Origin of the sequence: Desulfovibrio sp. JC010 (genome assembly GCF_010470675.1) — a bacterium.
In the GTDB taxonomy this organism is placed as follows: domain Bacteria; phylum Desulfobacterota; class Desulfovibrionia; order Desulfovibrionales; family Desulfovibrionaceae; genus Maridesulfovibrio.
Genome location: NZ_VOIQ01000004.1, coordinates 180,747 through 195,848 on the forward strand (window position 1 = coordinate 180,747; position 15,102 = coordinate 195,848).

The window sequence follows — 15,102 nt, forward strand, 5'->3', positions numbered from 1 at the left end:
TTTTGAAAACTAATCGCTGCGCTTATTCTTTATCTCAAGTATATCATCAAGGTTATCAAAAAATATATCAATAAGTTGTGGGTCAAAATGAGCCCCCCGGCCTTCTTTCATGATTTCCAGTGACTTCTCTATGCTGAACGGTTCCTTATAAGGACGTTTGCTGGTCAGGGCATCAAAAACATCGGCAACCGCACAGATTCTTCCGGGCAGAGGAATATCTTCGCCAGCTAATCCGCTGGGATAACCTGAACCGTCCCATTTTTCGTGATGACTGAGAGCGATTACCGCCCCCATATTGATATAATCAGAGCTGCCCATGGACAGAATACTCCCGCCAATTTCGGCATGCCTCTGCATGGCTTTCCATTCTTCATCATCCAGCTTGCCGGGCTTGAGCAGAATGCTGTCAGGAATACCGATCTTGCCGATATCATGCATGGGGGCACTGGTATGGATCAATTGGACTGACTTTCTGTCCAGATAAATATTCTCGGCAAGAATTCTGCTGTACTCCGCCATCCTGACCAGATGGCATGCTGTTTCCTCATCCTTATATTCAGCAGCCGCGCAAAGATGATGAATGGTCTCCACATGGGCATCATCAAGCCGGGCCAGAGCTTCCCGAAGTTCCATGGTCCTGCTTTCAACCATTTCATGAAGGTCGAACTGAAAAGAATTTATTTCATCCTGCTGTCCCTTCTGGCGCAGCATGGACTCAGTGCGGATTTTAAGCTCCACAATATCAATGGGCTTGGTAATAAAATCATTGGCCCCGACTTCAACAGCTTTGAGCCGGTCATCCTTCTGGGAAAGGGTTGTGACCATGATCACCGGAATATCCTGAGTTTCCACGTTTTCCCGAATTCGGCTTACAAACTCAAAACCGTTCATCACCGGCATTTTCACATCGCTTAAGACCAGATCAAAGGTTCGATCCAGCTTTTCAAGGGCAACCACCGCATTTTCAGCACCGACAACATCATGCCCCAACTTGGTCAAAATACCTTCCAGCAGAACAATGTTGTGCGGCTCGTCATCAACAACCAGTATTTTTCTTTTACATTCCATTAGAACCACCCCGGCTCTCAGGCCGCTCACGGGGAATCGTAACTATAATTTTTGTTTCGTTCAGCTCATCAAAAGTCTGCATTTCAATTCCGTAACGCATGGCATCGGACATCAGTTTTGCCGAGTATGTCCCCAGTCCGGTTCCGTCTTCTTTGCCATAAGTGACATACTTCTGAAAAAACCTTTCCCGGACCTGCAGAGGAACAACGCCCTTATTGCTTACAGAAATTATGGTATTTTCATTCTGCAAAAATTCAATAATTATATCTTCACCGGCAGGGGATGCCTCGATTGCATTGGTCAGTAACCCTGACAACAGGGAATAGATCAGTCTTTCCTCACCCCACACCAGTAATTTTTCCATAAAATCAGGGGTGCCATCAACCAAAACTTCAACCCCCACTCTACTGGCACTGATTATTGACCTGCTGTTATCAACAACCTGCCGTGCAACACCCAAGGCATCAACCTCCAAGGGGTAGTATTCATATTTCCCGGTCTCCATTTTAAACATATCCAATGACATATCGATCATATGGAGCATATTCGTACCGGAATTTTCAATTGTTTTCAGTAACTCATGCTGCTGCTTGGTAAGATTGTCATCCATGCGCAACAAACCCGGAAGGCCGATGATTCCGTTCAAGGGTGTTTTGAGATCGTGACGCATGATCAGGTCCACATCAGACTTGAGTCTTTCAAGCTCTTTCTGGTCACTGATATCTTCTTTTACAGCAACATAGCTGACCAGTTCACCTTTAGGATTGTAAACAGGTGATATGGATGCATATTCCCAATAAAAGGATCCGTCTTTCTTTTTATTAATAATATCCCCGCGCCATGTTCTGCCGCTGCTGATAGTATCCCACATATCCTTGTAAAACAGATCGTCATGTTCACCGGACTTGAGAACCCTTGGATTCTGGCCGATGGCTTCTTCATACGAATATCCGGTTTCCTTGGAAAAATACGGATTCACATAGGTGATGTCGCCTTCAGTATCGGTAATAACAACAGATACAGGGGCATTCTCAATGGCCTGAGTCAGAATCTTAAGTCTTTCCTCACGGGCCTTCCTTTCGGTAATATCAAGAACCACACCCTCAAAAACATTTTCTTCAAGTTCAAAGTCATAAGCCAGATAGGCATAAACGGACATACAGCGTTCCTGACCGTCCGGTGTGGTAAATTCCATTTCAAATTCAGAAGATTCAATCTCCCCTGAAAGGAGTCGGGCATTGGTTTCATTAGCTTTGATTACGGACTCCGGAGAAAAATCAAACAGCTCAGTCCATCTTCGCCCCAACCCTATTTCCGGTGATCCATAGCCGAGATGGGTAATCCCCTCACTAAGCCGGACGAACTCACCATCGATAGTATGTGAGAAAAATACAAACTGACGGCTCAGCTTATTGGTCACATGGTCAAAACGGATTTTACTTTCCCTGAGTTTTTTCTCCATCAATTTCCGGTCAGTAATATCATGGATTGTTCCATAGACCCGGACAGGATTACCATCATCGTCATAGCTGAACTTCCCGCGCTCTGAAACATACCTTACTTCACCATCGGGCCTCACTATCCTGTGATCCAATGAATAATCTTCGCCGCTTTTCATGGATTGAATATAAGTATCGCTGACTACCCTACGATCATCACGGTGAACCAGAACGCTGAAAAAACCTCTTTTTGAAGGAGTGTACTCTCCCTTGACCAACCCGAAAATATTATAGGTCTCATCCGACCACCATATTTTTCCATTCACAAGATCCATGGACCAATTTCCGAGACGGGCGATAGACTGGGCTTCACTGAGGTTGGTTCTGACCATTTCCACCTCAGCATTCTTGGTAACTATTTTGTAGATGGAAAAACAAATACTCAGCACCAGCAAAATCATAATGCCATGCAGCATAAACGAATCAGGAGGAATAACTCCCCAGCCTTTTGCCGGTAGGGCTGCAATCTGCCACGAACCGGAAGAAAGGGTCACCTGCATGGTCACGGCACTACTATCGGGATCAAAAATATCCGGGTCTCCGTAAAAAACAGCCCCTTCAGCCCCTTTACCGTCAACACCCCTGACAGCAATTTTCAAATCGGCAACTTTGTTCAACCCGGCCTTCACAAACAACTGGTCAACATCAATAACAGCTGAAACAATTCCCCAGAAATATTCATTGGAGCGCACAAAAACCGGAGCACGCCCTATCAACCCTTGTCCGCCCTGCACCAGAGCAAGCGGTCCGGCAACAACCATTTTTCCGGTTTCATAAACCTCTTTTACCTGCTCCCACTGGGTTGGGGATAGTCTGTAATCAAGGCCCAGTACCGCTTCATTTCCTTTTATCGGATAAACAAATTTTACTACGTAATCAGGAGCGACACCGATATTTTTAATCAATTTGGATCTGAAAAGCATCCCCTGGCAATAACTTTCCAGCTCACTTCTACTTAATTCCGGATGGTATGAAACATAGTCAGCCAACCCATTAATCAACAAAAGGCTACTGTTTACCTCTTTCTCAATCCGGGCGCGCAAGGCCGATGTCTGGTGGTAAACACTCAAAAGCTGGTCATTCCTGTAACGCTGATAAAGCTGATACTGGATAAAAACATCCAGAATCAGAAATAAAAATACAGTGAATGATATATATTTAAAAATTGCTTTTTTTGTTTTTTGCATAATTCCACATCAAGAAGCGGGCTATTTCTCGCATTTACCGGGAAGAGAACAGCTTCTAAGTACAATGAACCCTAAAATACCGGCCACAACAGACGCAGCCAGAATACTGAACTTGGCCTCAACCACAAATGGAGAAGTTGCATCCCAGGCCAAAGTGGTAATAAAAATTGACATGGTAAACCCAATACCAGCCAGCAGTGCCGCCCCCAGAAAATGACCGGGAACCATGGTACGAGGCATTTCAGCAATGCCGCTCTTCACCGCAATCCAGCTGGCCAGACAGATTCCCACAACCTTACCCACAATCAGACCGAAAAAAATACCGAGACTCACCGGGTGGAAAACATCCAGACCGCCGCCCTCTCCGGTGAAATCAATGCCCGCATTAGCAAGGGCGAATATGGGCATAATCCCGAAGGCCACCCAATAATGAAGATTATGCTCAATACGCTTCAGCGGAGGACTGGCCATGAGTACATCCCTGTTCATGTTGCCGAGAGCGGAAAGCATCTGTTTATTTGAAAGTGTAACCCTGTTCTTATCTCCGCCCATTTCATAATCCATGAGATGGTTGCGCATGGGTCCCAGAAAATCAGTACAGCAAAGTCTTGTTGAAGCAGGAATGGTCATGGCCGCCAGAACACCTGCCACAGTGGCATGCACTCCACTTTTCAGGAATGCCAGCCACATCAGGCAGCCGAAAAATAGATACGGCAACGGATGACGCACCCCCAGCCTGTTCAATACGATCATGCACACGAAAAAAAGCATGCCCAGGCCGATTATCCAAAGCGATATGCCTGAAGAATAAAAGATCGCGATAACAAGTATGGCACCGATATCATCAACAATGGCTACTGCAGTGAGAAAAATTTTAAGGCTCAACGGAACCCGGTCCCCGAGCATGGAGAGTACGCCCAGAGAAAAGGCAATGTCCGTAGCCATGGGAATACCCCAGCCATCCACTGAAGAGGTTCCGGCATTGAAAAAAGCATACACCAGAGCCGGTACAACCATCCCGCCCACAGCCGCAAAAATCGGCAAAGACGCCTGCCTGAATGAGTTTAATTCACCTACTAGAATTTCGCGTTTGATTTCAAGGCCGACCAGAAAAAAGAAAACAGCCATCAACCCGTCATTGATCCAGAGAATGGCCGGTTTGGAAAGGATAAAATCCCCGGCACCCACGGTTAAGGGCATGCTTTTAAAAGCTTCGTAAAGATGTCCCCACGGAGAATTAGCCCAGATCAGAGCAAGAATTGTCGCGATAATCAAAACCAGACCGCCGGAAGACTCAACCCTGACAAATTCATAAAAGGGCTGGAGCATCTTATCTATTCTGGGCTGATCATCTTTAGTTACAACTTGTGCCTTACTCATGGGTACTCCAATATATTCAATTTGCTAAACACATCCGTTTTTTACAGAATATATAAAATACAAACGACATCCATATAATAAGCAACATCATAACAGGAATATATAAGGATGAAAAACCTTAACCATAAATTATAAAACGGGCCCGCCGTCCTATTATAAAAAGAAGGGCCTCAGATAATAATCTGAGGCCCTTGAAAAAACATTTTACTCAATGTTTACTGATTAGAGTGTGCTTCTTTAATTCTGGCGGCAATATACTCCTTGGATTCGGCATCATCAGCGTCAAAGCAATGGCCGTCCTGTCCGAGGAGTCCACCCGGAACAAAATCACCAAGCTCATCCGGATCATTAATAAGATCGCCGAAAAAGCAGACCGAAAGCCAACGGTTGGAAGGATCATCGTCAATTACATCAACCATGACAAAAAGCGGCCATTTATCCTGCCCCTTTTTCACTCCGCGCATGGAATAGGTAACACCGGGACGGGCATGAAACTCAATCTCAGTATTATCAAGTGATTCCAGAAGATTTTTGAATTCAACGAAAACTTCTTTCACTCCGGCAGGGTCCTCAGTCCAATCAGAAATAAACTTATCCAGCTCCATCTTATAAAACTCCTTGTTTGAGTATTATTGATTCCCGGTGAGGGAGTGCAAAACAGTTACTTAAAAAAGTGCTAAAATTATTAGCAAGACATAATTTTGTCACTTTTTTGCGATATTCATACTCCTATGCACAAATATGGGCAATGACCAATTGACATCGGTCTTCAAATCAATGTAAGTGAACTGTATTCCTCAAGGTAATCATAAATTTCTGGATACAGTTTAATGAAATCAGCACAAGATATATTTACTGAATATCTGACTCGTCAGAGACTCAAAATGACCCCCCAGCGCAGAACAATTCTGGAAGTGTTCCTTGCTGAGGAAGGCCACATCTCTTCAGAAGAACTGTACAATCTTGTCCGCGACGAAGACTCTTCTATCGGACAGGCAACTGTATACCGTACCCTTAAACTTCTTGCTGATTCCGGCATTGCCAAATCCGTCGATTTCAACGACGGCGTTATCCGCTATGAGCATAAGTACGGCCATGAGCATCATGACCATCTTGTGTGCGAGCGTTGCGGCAAGACCATTGAAGCCGTGGATAACGAAATTGAGCATCTACAGGAAGAACTGGCCAAAAAATACGGCTTTGAGCTTACCCATCATGAGATGTATCTTTTCGGCGTCTGCAAGGAGTGCCAGGGAAAAAGCGAAAAATAACGCAAAATTTCCTTACACACACTTAAAAACGCCGCCTGAGACCAGTCGGCGTTTTTTTTTTGACGGGATACTTTATCCCCTTTTCAATAAACCAAACAAGGCTGCAAAGCCCCGCTAAACAGAGGATTGTATGATCAAGCCTGATTTTAACAAGATGGGTGGCATGATACCCGCCATCGCACAGGATGCCGAAACAGGAGAAGTCCTGATGATGGCCTACATGAATGAAGAAGCATGGAACAAAACGCTTGAAACCGGCGATGCCCATTACTGGAGCAGAAGCCGCAACACCCTCTGGCATAAAGGCGGAACTTCTGGTCATGTACAGAAAATCAAGTCCATCAAAATCGATTGCGATGATGATACCCTTGTTCTGCTCATCGACCAGATCGGCGGGGCTGCCTGCCACAAAGGATATAGAAGCTGTTTTTACCGTGAACTTAAGGATGGCGAAGTAATTGAATGTTCGCCCATGGTTTTTGACCCCAAGGAGGTATACAAATAATGTCCAAGCAACTGAAAATCGGTCTGCCCAAAGGTTCCCTGCAGGATGCTACAATTAAACTCTTCGCCAAGTCCGGCTGGAAAATCAACCTGCACCACAGAAACTACTTTCCCGATGTAAACGATGATGAGCTGAATATCTCCATGTGCCGCGTGCAGGAAATCTCCCGCTACATCGAAGACGGAATCCTTGACTGCGGCCTTGCCGGACGCGACTGGGTTCTTGAAAACAAATCCGATGTTATTGAAATTTCCAGCCTTGTTTACTCAAAGGTCAGCAACCGCCCCGCACGCTGGATTCTCGCCGTTGCCGGGGATTCCCCCTACTACAAGCCCGAAGATCTGGCCGGCAAGAAAATCGCCACAGAACTTCTCGGTGCCACCAAAGAATACTTTGAATCCAAAAACATTCCCGTAGATGTTTTCTACTCCTGGGGTGCCACCGAAGCAAAGGTTGTTGAAGGTCTTTGTGACGCCATCGTCGAAGTTACTGAAACCGGGACCACCATCAAGGCCCACGGGTTGCGCGTAATCGATGAAGTCATGTCCACCAACACCGTCTTCATCGTCAACAAGGACGCATGGAACGATCCGTGGAAGCGCAAAAAAATCGAAAACATCAACCTGCTGCTTCAGGGTGCACTGCGCGCTGAAAAAATGGTCGGGTTGAAAATGAACATGCCCAAGGCTTCCCTTGAAAAAGCCATGGACGTAATGCCCAGCCTTAACTCTCCCACCGTATCCGCCCTCTCCGACGATAAATGGGTTTCCGTGGAAATCATGGTCGAGGAAGTGGTCGTGCGCGAACTCATCCCCGAACTCATCGACATGGGCGCGGAAGGAATTATCGAGTACCCGCTTAATAAAGTAATTTAATGCCTTCGGCGACCAGAGGGGGAACCCTTTTTGTAAAAAGGGTTCCCCCTCTGGACTCCCCCTCCCCAAAACTTTTAGTATGCTTCGCAAGTAGCTTGTTAAGACTACTTTCAAAACGAATCCCGCAATACCTCGTATGATATTGCGGGATTCGTTTTTTATTACTTACTAAATCGCTAAGCGGCGAAGCCCTAATAAAAAGTTTTGGGATTCTCAAACCCTTTTTCTAAAAGGGTTTGAGGCCCCCGGCAAGGCCGCCGAAGGCTTATTTAAATATAGATTTAAAATCCAGAGTCTTAAAATATTCAATTGTGCTGACCAGTCCTTTCTCCAATTGGATGCTCGGTTCCCAGCCCAGTTCTTTGGCGCGGGTGATGTCCGGCTTGCGCTGCTTGGGATCATCTCCGGGCAGGGGCTTGAAGATAAGTTCAGATTTTGATCCGGTCATTTCAATTACTTTTTCTGCCAGCTCGCGGATGGTAAACTCATTGGGATTACCGAGGTTTACCGGACCGGTAACTTCATCCGGGGTAGCCATGAGGGTCAGAAAACCATCAATCATGTCATCCACATAACAGAATGAACGGCTTTGGGAGCCGTCTCCATAGATGGTGATCGGTACCCCCTGCAGGGCCTGTATAATGAAATTTGAAACCACACGGCCATCATTGGGGTGCATCTTGGAACCATAGGTGTTGAAGATACGGGCCACTTTGATTTTCACTTTGTGCTGGCGGTAATAGTCGAAAAAAAGTGTTTCCGCACAACGTTTACCCTCATCATAACAGGAACGGGGACCGATGGGATTTACGTTGCCCACATAACTTTCCGGCTGGGGATGCACTTCTGGATCGCCGTAAACTTCCGATGTGGAAGCCTGAAAAATTTTCGCCCCGGTACGCTTGGCAAGGCCGAGCATATTGATGGCCCCGTGCACGGAAGTCTTGGTGGTCTGCACAGGGTCGTGCTGATAATGGATCGGAGAAGCCGGGCAGGCCAGATTGTAGATTTCATCAATTTCCAGATAAAGCGGAAAAGTTACATCGTGCCTGATTATCTCAAAATTAGGATTACTCAACAGATGGGTGACATTGGATTTGGTCCCGGTAAAAAAATTATCCACGCAGATAACATCACACCCCTCAGCAAGCAGCCGTTCACAAAGGTGCGCCCCCAGAAAACCTGCCCCGCCAGTAACCAGAACCCTTTTCAGTAAATGCATTTTCAAGCTCCTGAATATTCAATTTTCCCGAATTCCCTATCTTTTTCTCTTCGCTATATAAATCAACTGGGTGCTGAAAGCCAGCCGTCTGTTTAAGCATAATTATCAACTGCCGGACGTTTTTTTAAAATAGACAATCTTCAAAGCAGGTTATACCTTAAGCCCGCAAAAGCCTGTCAGGGAAGTGCTTTTCAGATCTGTTTGAATAAAAAGGGGAAGTGACATGTCCAAAGTATATTTCTGGAATTTGCGCACCACACGCAAATCTCCACATGCCTTGAAAATGAAAAAACTGCTCAAGCAGTCCGGCCTCAACGCTATTATTGACCCCGGTAACCTTGTAGCCTTGAAAGTTCATTTCGGTGAGAGCGGAAACACCGGATATCTGAACGCCCTCAACCTGCGTCCTATCGTTGATTTCCTGAAAAAAGCAGGTGCCAAACCGTTCTTCACTGACACCAGCACCCTTTATGTGGGTGATCGCGGTGAATCTGTTTCCCACGGATTACTGGCTGCCCGGCATGGTTACGATCCCAACATAGTCGGTGCTCCGGTCATGTTTGCGGACGGTTTACGCGGCGAATATGAAACAACCGTCCCTTACGATGGGGAATATATTTCTGAAGCATACGTGGGCGGCATGTTTATGGAAACAGATATGATGGTCACCCTCAACCACGTTAAAGGTCACGGACTGGCCGGATATGGCGGGGCCATCAAAAATATAGGTATGGGCTGCGCTTCCAAGAAAGGAAAAATGCATATCCACATGTCCACCGGGCCGCATCTGCATCCGGAAAAATGTACCGGATGCGGGGTCTGTATCACCGAATGTGCTGCCAAAGCACTGGATCTCGACGATGACGGTAAAATCATCATGGGCGGCAAATGCACCGGATGCGGACGCTGTTTCCTGTCCTGTCGTTACAGTGCTATTTCCATTGACTGGAAAACTGATGTGGATGTTTTCACCAAGCGGCTCATGGAATACAACAAGGCCATTCTCGATCAGCTAAAACGCCCGGCCATGCATATCAATTTCCTGATGAACATCACCCCGGATTGCGATTGCCACGGCTACAGCGATGCGCCTGTCTGTCCCGATCTGGGAATCATGATTTCATCCGACCCGGTCGCAATTGATCAGGCTTCGCTTGATATGATCAACTCTGCGCCGCCCCTCTACCCCAGCCGTCTGCCCGACGGTCTCAGTCAGGGTGATGATAAGTTCAAATCCCTCACGCCCGATACGCCGGACTGTTTCGGACTCAAATATGCTGAAGAAATCGGACTGGGTTCACGCAATTACAAGCTGGTGACTATTTAAATTATGAATACCAAAAGTTTTAAAGCCGATATTTTACTGCTCATTACCGCCATTATCTGGGGTGCTGCATTTGTGGCCCAGCGGGTGGGTATGGATTACATGGGACCGCTTACTTTCAATGCGGTCCGCTTTGCGCTGGGTGCAGCCGCGCTGCTGCCGCTCATTCAACGTATTGACCGCGAAAAAAAGAAAGACGGTACTTATCAGGAAGTTGACAGAAACAGCTTTATCAAAGGCAGCCTCATTGCCGGTGGTGCGCTTTTTATGGGTGCAACTTTCCAGCAATGGGGGCTTGTTTACACCACTGCCGGAAATGCAGGTTTTATCACCGGATTATATGTGGTCTTTGTTCCTATTATGGGGCTGTTTTTCAAACAGAAAACCGGACTGCCCACCTGGATTGGAGCAATGCTGGCTGTCATCGGTATGTATCTGCTTTCAGTTAACGAAAGCTTTCATATTGAGATGGGTGACCTGCTGGTGCTGATTTGCGCGGTTTTCTTTGCCGGGCATGTTGTGGTTATTTCCCTGCTGGCCAGCAAGGTTGATCCGGTTAAATTTGCCGCCGGGCAGTTTGTGGCCTGTTCCGTATTCAGCTTTATCGGTGCATTCGCTTTGGAGAGCGTAACTTTTGCCGGAATCTGGGCCGGAATTGTACCCATCCTTTACGGCGGGCTTATGTCTGTGGGGGTTGCCTATACTTTACAGGTGGTGGCTCAGCAGGAAGCCAAACCCGCACACGCGGCAATCATCCTCAGTCTGGAATCAGTATTTGCCGCACTTGCCGGATGGCTGCTGCTCGGAGAGCTACTGACCACGCAAGGATTAATCGGTTGCGGACTGATGCTCTGCGGTATGCTGCTGTCGCAGATTAAGTCTTAATCCCTCCGGGGGCCCTTCGGGGAGCCTCCCGGCGGGCTAAAACCCTTTGAAAAGGGTTTTAGAATCCCAAACTTTTTTAGTAAGCTTCGCATATAGCTTTTCAAAACTGTTTTCAAAATTAAAAGCGCACTATCTTCCGAGATAGTGCGCTTTTAATTTAATCCCATTCTTTCTTCAGTAAAAACTTATACGACCTGATCCCGTGAACCATGTCGGCCAAGATTCTGGGCATGGATGTGAACATCATTTTGAATGACATATGTTTCAGCAGCGGCTGGGAATAGAACAAGGTCCAGCGCAAACGGTTGGAATAGCGAAATTCCGGGAAAACATATTTTTCCAGCCGTTCAAGATAGAGCTTTTCAGGATTTTTATTTTCGGTGATTCCCTGTGCGATGGATTCGGCGGCGTAGCGTCCGGTCTGCAGGGCGTAGAAAATTCCTTCACCGAAGAGTGGTTCCACCAGCCCTGCTGCGTCCCCGGCCAGCAGGGTGCGTCCGAAGCAGGGATTTTCCATAAAATTTCCGTATGGCAGGGGATAGCCCTGCATGTGCAGAGACTCGGGATCGGAAATACCCTGATTGCGCAGAAAATCCATGTATGTCTTTTTGAAATCAGTTGTGCACCGTTTGAGTGCGCCGATTCCGGTGACAACTTTTCCTTTGGCCGGAAAAACCCAGATATACCCGGCCCGCAAATGACCGATGTAGAGTTCAGGTTTGGTTACCTTGCGCGGGTAATCCTTTTCATCAAAAATTATTTCAATGGTCGCGGCCATATCGTCGCGCCATTTTTTCTTATCATAGGGCAGGGAGCGGCGGATGGTCGAATGTACCCCGTCCGCGCCGATCAGATATTTTCCTTTGAAAATCAGATTTGATGCTGTTTTTACTTCTGCATCCTGATAATTGCATTCTTTGATTTCTTCACCGGTAAAAATTTGGGCCCCGGCATTTGCGGCTTTTTGCAGAAGGAAGTAATCAAAATCCACCCGGTCCACAAAACGGAAAGGGATGGATGATTCTGCGTCCCGGATATTATGGTTCCGGTAGTTGATGGAATATTCCGGTGATTCAAAGTTGATAATCCCTTTTTCTTTAAGGCAATCAACATCGCAGCCGAATATTTTATCAATTACTTCAGTAGCTTTGTAGGTTAATAAACCTCCGCAAAGCTTCTTTCTGGGGAACTCTGCCTTGTCGATCAGGGCTACTTTAAAGCCTTTATTAGCTAGAATGCAGGCGGCTGTTGAACCGGTAGGCCCTCCACCTGCGATAATTACATCATATTTACCGGACACGTTGACTCCTGAAAAACTGTTCACAACCGGAATATCTGCTTGATTAAGTTATGATTTAATACCGCCTAGCGGTCACTTGGGCAAGCAAGACCGTACAAAATTTAACGGAATATGAAAAAAATAGAAGCAATAGTATTTGATTTTGATGGCACTCTGGCTGAATTGACCATTGATTTTGATGAGATGAAAAAAAGATTGAAGGCCCTTGGCAGTGCTTTTCTTGATCCCCTGCCTGAAAAGGACGATATCCCGGCCCTTGAGTGGGTGGATTTCATTGCCGACTGTCTTGCGGAAGATGATCCTGATCTCGGCAAGGAATTTCATACCCGCTGCCGTTTCCTGATCATCACCATGGAAGTGGAAGCCGCCCGCAACGGCAAACTCTTTCCATTCACCTGCGATATCCTGAACGGTTTGCGAAATTCCGGTATCAAAACCGGAATCATCACCCGCAATACAGCATCAGCCGTGCGCGAGCTGGTCCCGGAAATCAACAACCTTTCCGGCTGCTTCCTTTCCCGCGAAGATGTTAAAAACGTAAAACCGCACCCGGAACACCTCTTTATGGCTCTGGAAGTCATCGGCGTAGCCCCGGAGCACACCCTCATGGTCGGTGACCATCCCATGGACATCGAAACCGGGAAAAGAGCCGGGGCCATGACCGCAGGAGTAGCAACAGGGCGCATGTCAGTTGAAGAACTCCGCAAAGCCGACCCCGATTTCGTAGCTACAGATTGTGCACAACTAATTCAACTACTCGAAAAACAAGGATTAGTTATGAACAATTAAGCCTCCGGCGGCCCTTCGAGGAGTCTACCGACGGTCCCTGCCGGGGGCCTTAAACCCTTTTGCAAAAGGGTTTAAGAATCCCAAAACCATTTAATAAGCTTCGCATATAGCTATCAAAAATCGTTTTCAATAATTAAAGCGCACTATCTAGAAAGATGGTGCGCTTTAATTATTGAAAATCGTATTAAAAATTTATTCGCGAAGCATACTGAAAAGTTTTGAGGGGATGGGGTCTGGGGAAGGGGAACTTTTCCCAAAAGTTCCCCTTCCCCAGCCGCCGGAGGCATCAAAAATTATTCAGACTCAATCTCTTCAACAGGCTCGGTGAGCAGGAACTCGCCCTTCTGGATCCAGTCTTTGAGCTTGTCAGCAATTTCCAGAGATATGGAGTGACTGGTCAGCGGAACGGTGGGGATATCCTTGCCGTTCAGGTTAATGGAACCGGACTTGAGCTCTTCAAGAGTCACATGGGCGAGGATGTTACCTACGCCGTTGGGATAGTCGTAACCGTAGTCTTTGACCGGCATCTGGATATCTGCATCGGAAACCCCGGTAAAGAAGGCCATTTCCTCGTTAAGGATGGGAATGGGAATACCTACGCCCACAGATGCGGTACAGCCGTAACCGGGGAAGCTCAGGCCGCGAAAATAGCGGGAATCCATCTCGGTGACGTTGCCGGACTTGAGCATGAGTGTGCCGGACGGTGTGAGCGGAATACCGCGCTCGTTACGCTGGGGATTCTTCACATGCTGGGTTCCGGCCCCGATGACGTAACCTTTGGCCCCGGCAAGGAAGATGCGTGTACCCATGCCGATGGTCCTCAGGTAGGGGTCGTTAAAAAGCGGGGAGAGCTGCCCGGCAGTGGCAAAATTTACATTGCGCTGGTTGGGCTTGAGCGGTCCCATGTAGGTGTAGACGGTCCTGCTGGTCATGTTCACCGCGGCATTGTAGTTCTGGTAACAGTTGCGCGGGTTGAGGATGGTCACATCCTTGAGATCCTTGAGGGAAACATCTTTTTCGATTTCACGGCGCGGATAACAGTCGGTACCGTAGGCCTTGGCCTTGAGACGTACTGTTTTTCCGGCAATAAGGTCTTCGATTACGTGTCCGCCACCGTAAGTAAAACGTCCGGGATGAACCTTGTTCAGAGGATCGTCCGCAGAAGGCTCGGTAACACCGATAAAAGAGTCTACAGCAGCAACTCCGGCGTAAGCGGGAACATTGTTCAGCCAGACCTGCGAAGTCTTCATCAACGGCGGAACCTGCCCGATATTGAAGAACATGCCGGAAGAGCACATGGGGGAAAAAGTCCCGGTGGTGACAACATCTATCTCTTTGGCTGCTTCAACCTTGCCTTTTGAACGGACGATTTCGACCATTTCTTCAGCGTTGACGACTACAGCCTTACCTTTCTTGATTCGTTCGTTGATTTCACTGATTGTCTTGTTGACTTCAAAGGTAGTAGCCATGGGAAAGACTCCGTTTGGAATTTGGTTAGATGCCTGACTTAAGTTATCCGCAATAAGTTCAAAAGTGATTATCCGAGCAGAAATGCCCTGTGCTAAAGTCAGGTGAGCAAAGATTGTGGCTTAAATAGCCCCTGATTGCAATTTTATTTTTTTGAAGGGGTCTATATTATTTCGCAGGATAAAAACGTTTTAGGGGCGAATATGGGTTGGCTTAAGCTATATAATAATGTATAAGAACCTGTGGTCGCGGGGGTTAAGGATATTCCGTTTTTTTGCTATTTTTTTTATTTTTATTTCAATAACTTAGAACACCCCTAAAAAATACATT

General features: G+C 46.9%; 13 protein-coding genes. 6 read left to right on the top strand and 7 right to left on the bottom strand.

Features of this window, described 5'->3' with window-relative positions:
- Window positions 1–9 precede the first annotated feature (9 nt).
- The 4 genes from FMR86_RS06220 to FMR86_RS06235 all read right to left on the bottom strand — a co-directional run bounded on the left by FMR86_RS06220 (window position 10) and on the right by FMR86_RS06235 (window position 5,739).
- Window positions 10–1,068, bottom strand: a complete 1,059-nt coding sequence (locus FMR86_RS06220) for an HD-GYP domain-containing protein (protein ID WP_163350227.1) — start codon at window positions 1,066–1,068, stop codon at window positions 10–12.
- On the bottom strand, window positions 1,058–3,754 hold the full coding sequence (locus FMR86_RS06225; RefSeq protein WP_163350228.1) for a PAS domain S-box protein: 2,697 nt from the start codon (window positions 3,752–3,754) through the stop codon (window positions 1,058–1,060). The genes FMR86_RS06220 and FMR86_RS06225 overlap by 11 nt, the downstream gene beginning before the upstream one ends.
- Before the next feature lie 21 nt (window positions 3,755–3,775).
- Window positions 3,776–5,134 carry a Na+/H+ antiporter NhaA gene (gene nhaA / locus FMR86_RS06230; RefSeq protein WP_163350229.1) on the bottom strand — a complete coding sequence of 453 codons (1,359 nt, stop codon included), beginning with the start codon at window positions 5,132–5,134 and terminating at the stop codon, window positions 3,776–3,778.
- Between the two features lie 215 nt (window positions 5,135–5,349).
- Window positions 5,350–5,739 (bottom strand): hypothetical protein, encoded by a 390-nt coding sequence (locus FMR86_RS06235; RefSeq protein WP_163350230.1) that lies wholly within the window; start codon window positions 5,737–5,739, stop codon window positions 5,350–5,352.
- 225 nt (window positions 5,740–5,964) lie between these two features.
- Between FMR86_RS06235 and FMR86_RS06240 the strand changes: the two genes are divergently transcribed.
- The 3 genes from FMR86_RS06240 to hisG all read left to right on the top strand — a co-directional run bounded on the left by FMR86_RS06240 (window position 5,965) and on the right by hisG (window position 7,785).
- Complete coding sequence (locus tag FMR86_RS06240; protein ID WP_163350231.1) at window positions 5,965–6,405, top strand: Fur family transcriptional regulator; 441 nt, start codon at window positions 5,965–5,967, stop codon at window positions 6,403–6,405.
- A gap of 130 nt (window positions 6,406–6,535) precedes the next feature.
- On the top strand, window positions 6,536–6,910 hold the full coding sequence (hisI, locus tag FMR86_RS06245) for a phosphoribosyl-AMP cyclohydrolase (protein ID WP_163350232.1): 375 nt from the start codon (window positions 6,536–6,538) through the stop codon (window positions 6,908–6,910).
- On the top strand, window positions 6,910–7,785 hold the full coding sequence (gene hisG, locus FMR86_RS06250; protein WP_163350233.1) for an ATP phosphoribosyltransferase: 876 nt from the start codon (window positions 6,910–6,912) through the stop codon (window positions 7,783–7,785). The genes hisI and hisG overlap by 1 nt, the downstream gene beginning before the upstream one ends.
- Window positions 7,786–8,050: 265 nt before the next feature.
- Here the strand turns inward: hisG and FMR86_RS06255 are convergent, their stop codons facing one another.
- A complete protein-coding gene (locus FMR86_RS06255) occupies window positions 8,051–9,007 on the bottom strand; it encodes a UDP-glucuronic acid decarboxylase family protein (protein WP_163350234.1) in 957 nt (318 codons plus the stop codon).
- A gap of 223 nt (window positions 9,008–9,230) precedes the next feature.
- Here FMR86_RS06255 and FMR86_RS06260 point away from each other — a divergent pair, with 223 nt between their 5' ends.
- Both FMR86_RS06260 and FMR86_RS06265 read left to right on the top strand, forming a co-directional pair.
- Window positions 9,231–10,334, top strand: a complete 1,104-nt coding sequence (locus FMR86_RS06260) for a DUF362 domain-containing protein (protein ID WP_163350235.1) — start codon at window positions 9,231–9,233, stop codon at window positions 10,332–10,334.
- Window positions 10,335–10,337: 3 nt separating this feature from the next.
- Window positions 10,338–11,216, top strand: a complete 879-nt coding sequence (locus tag FMR86_RS06265) for a DMT family transporter (protein WP_163350236.1) — start codon at window positions 10,338–10,340, stop codon at window positions 11,214–11,216.
- 157 nt (window positions 11,217–11,373) lie between these two features.
- On the opposite strand, the gene FMR86_RS06270 is transcribed toward FMR86_RS06265, so the two are convergent.
- Complete coding sequence (locus tag FMR86_RS06270; protein WP_163350237.1) at window positions 11,374–12,516, bottom strand: NAD(P)/FAD-dependent oxidoreductase; 1,143 nt, start codon at window positions 12,514–12,516, stop codon at window positions 11,374–11,376.
- Window positions 12,517–12,627: 111 nt separating this feature from the next.
- Here FMR86_RS06270 and FMR86_RS06275 point away from each other — a divergent pair, with 111 nt between their 5' ends.
- Entirely contained in the window at window positions 12,628–13,305 is a 678-nt protein-coding gene (locus FMR86_RS06275; protein ID WP_163350238.1) for an HAD family hydrolase, read from the top strand.
- A gap of 293 nt (window positions 13,306–13,598) precedes the next feature.
- On the opposite strand, the gene FMR86_RS06280 is transcribed toward FMR86_RS06275, so the two are convergent.
- Window positions 13,599–14,774 carry a homocysteine biosynthesis protein gene (locus tag FMR86_RS06280; RefSeq protein WP_163350239.1) on the bottom strand — a complete coding sequence of 392 codons (1,176 nt, stop codon included), beginning with the start codon at window positions 14,772–14,774 and terminating at the stop codon, window positions 13,599–13,601.
- Window positions 14,775–15,102: the final 328 nt, after the last annotated feature.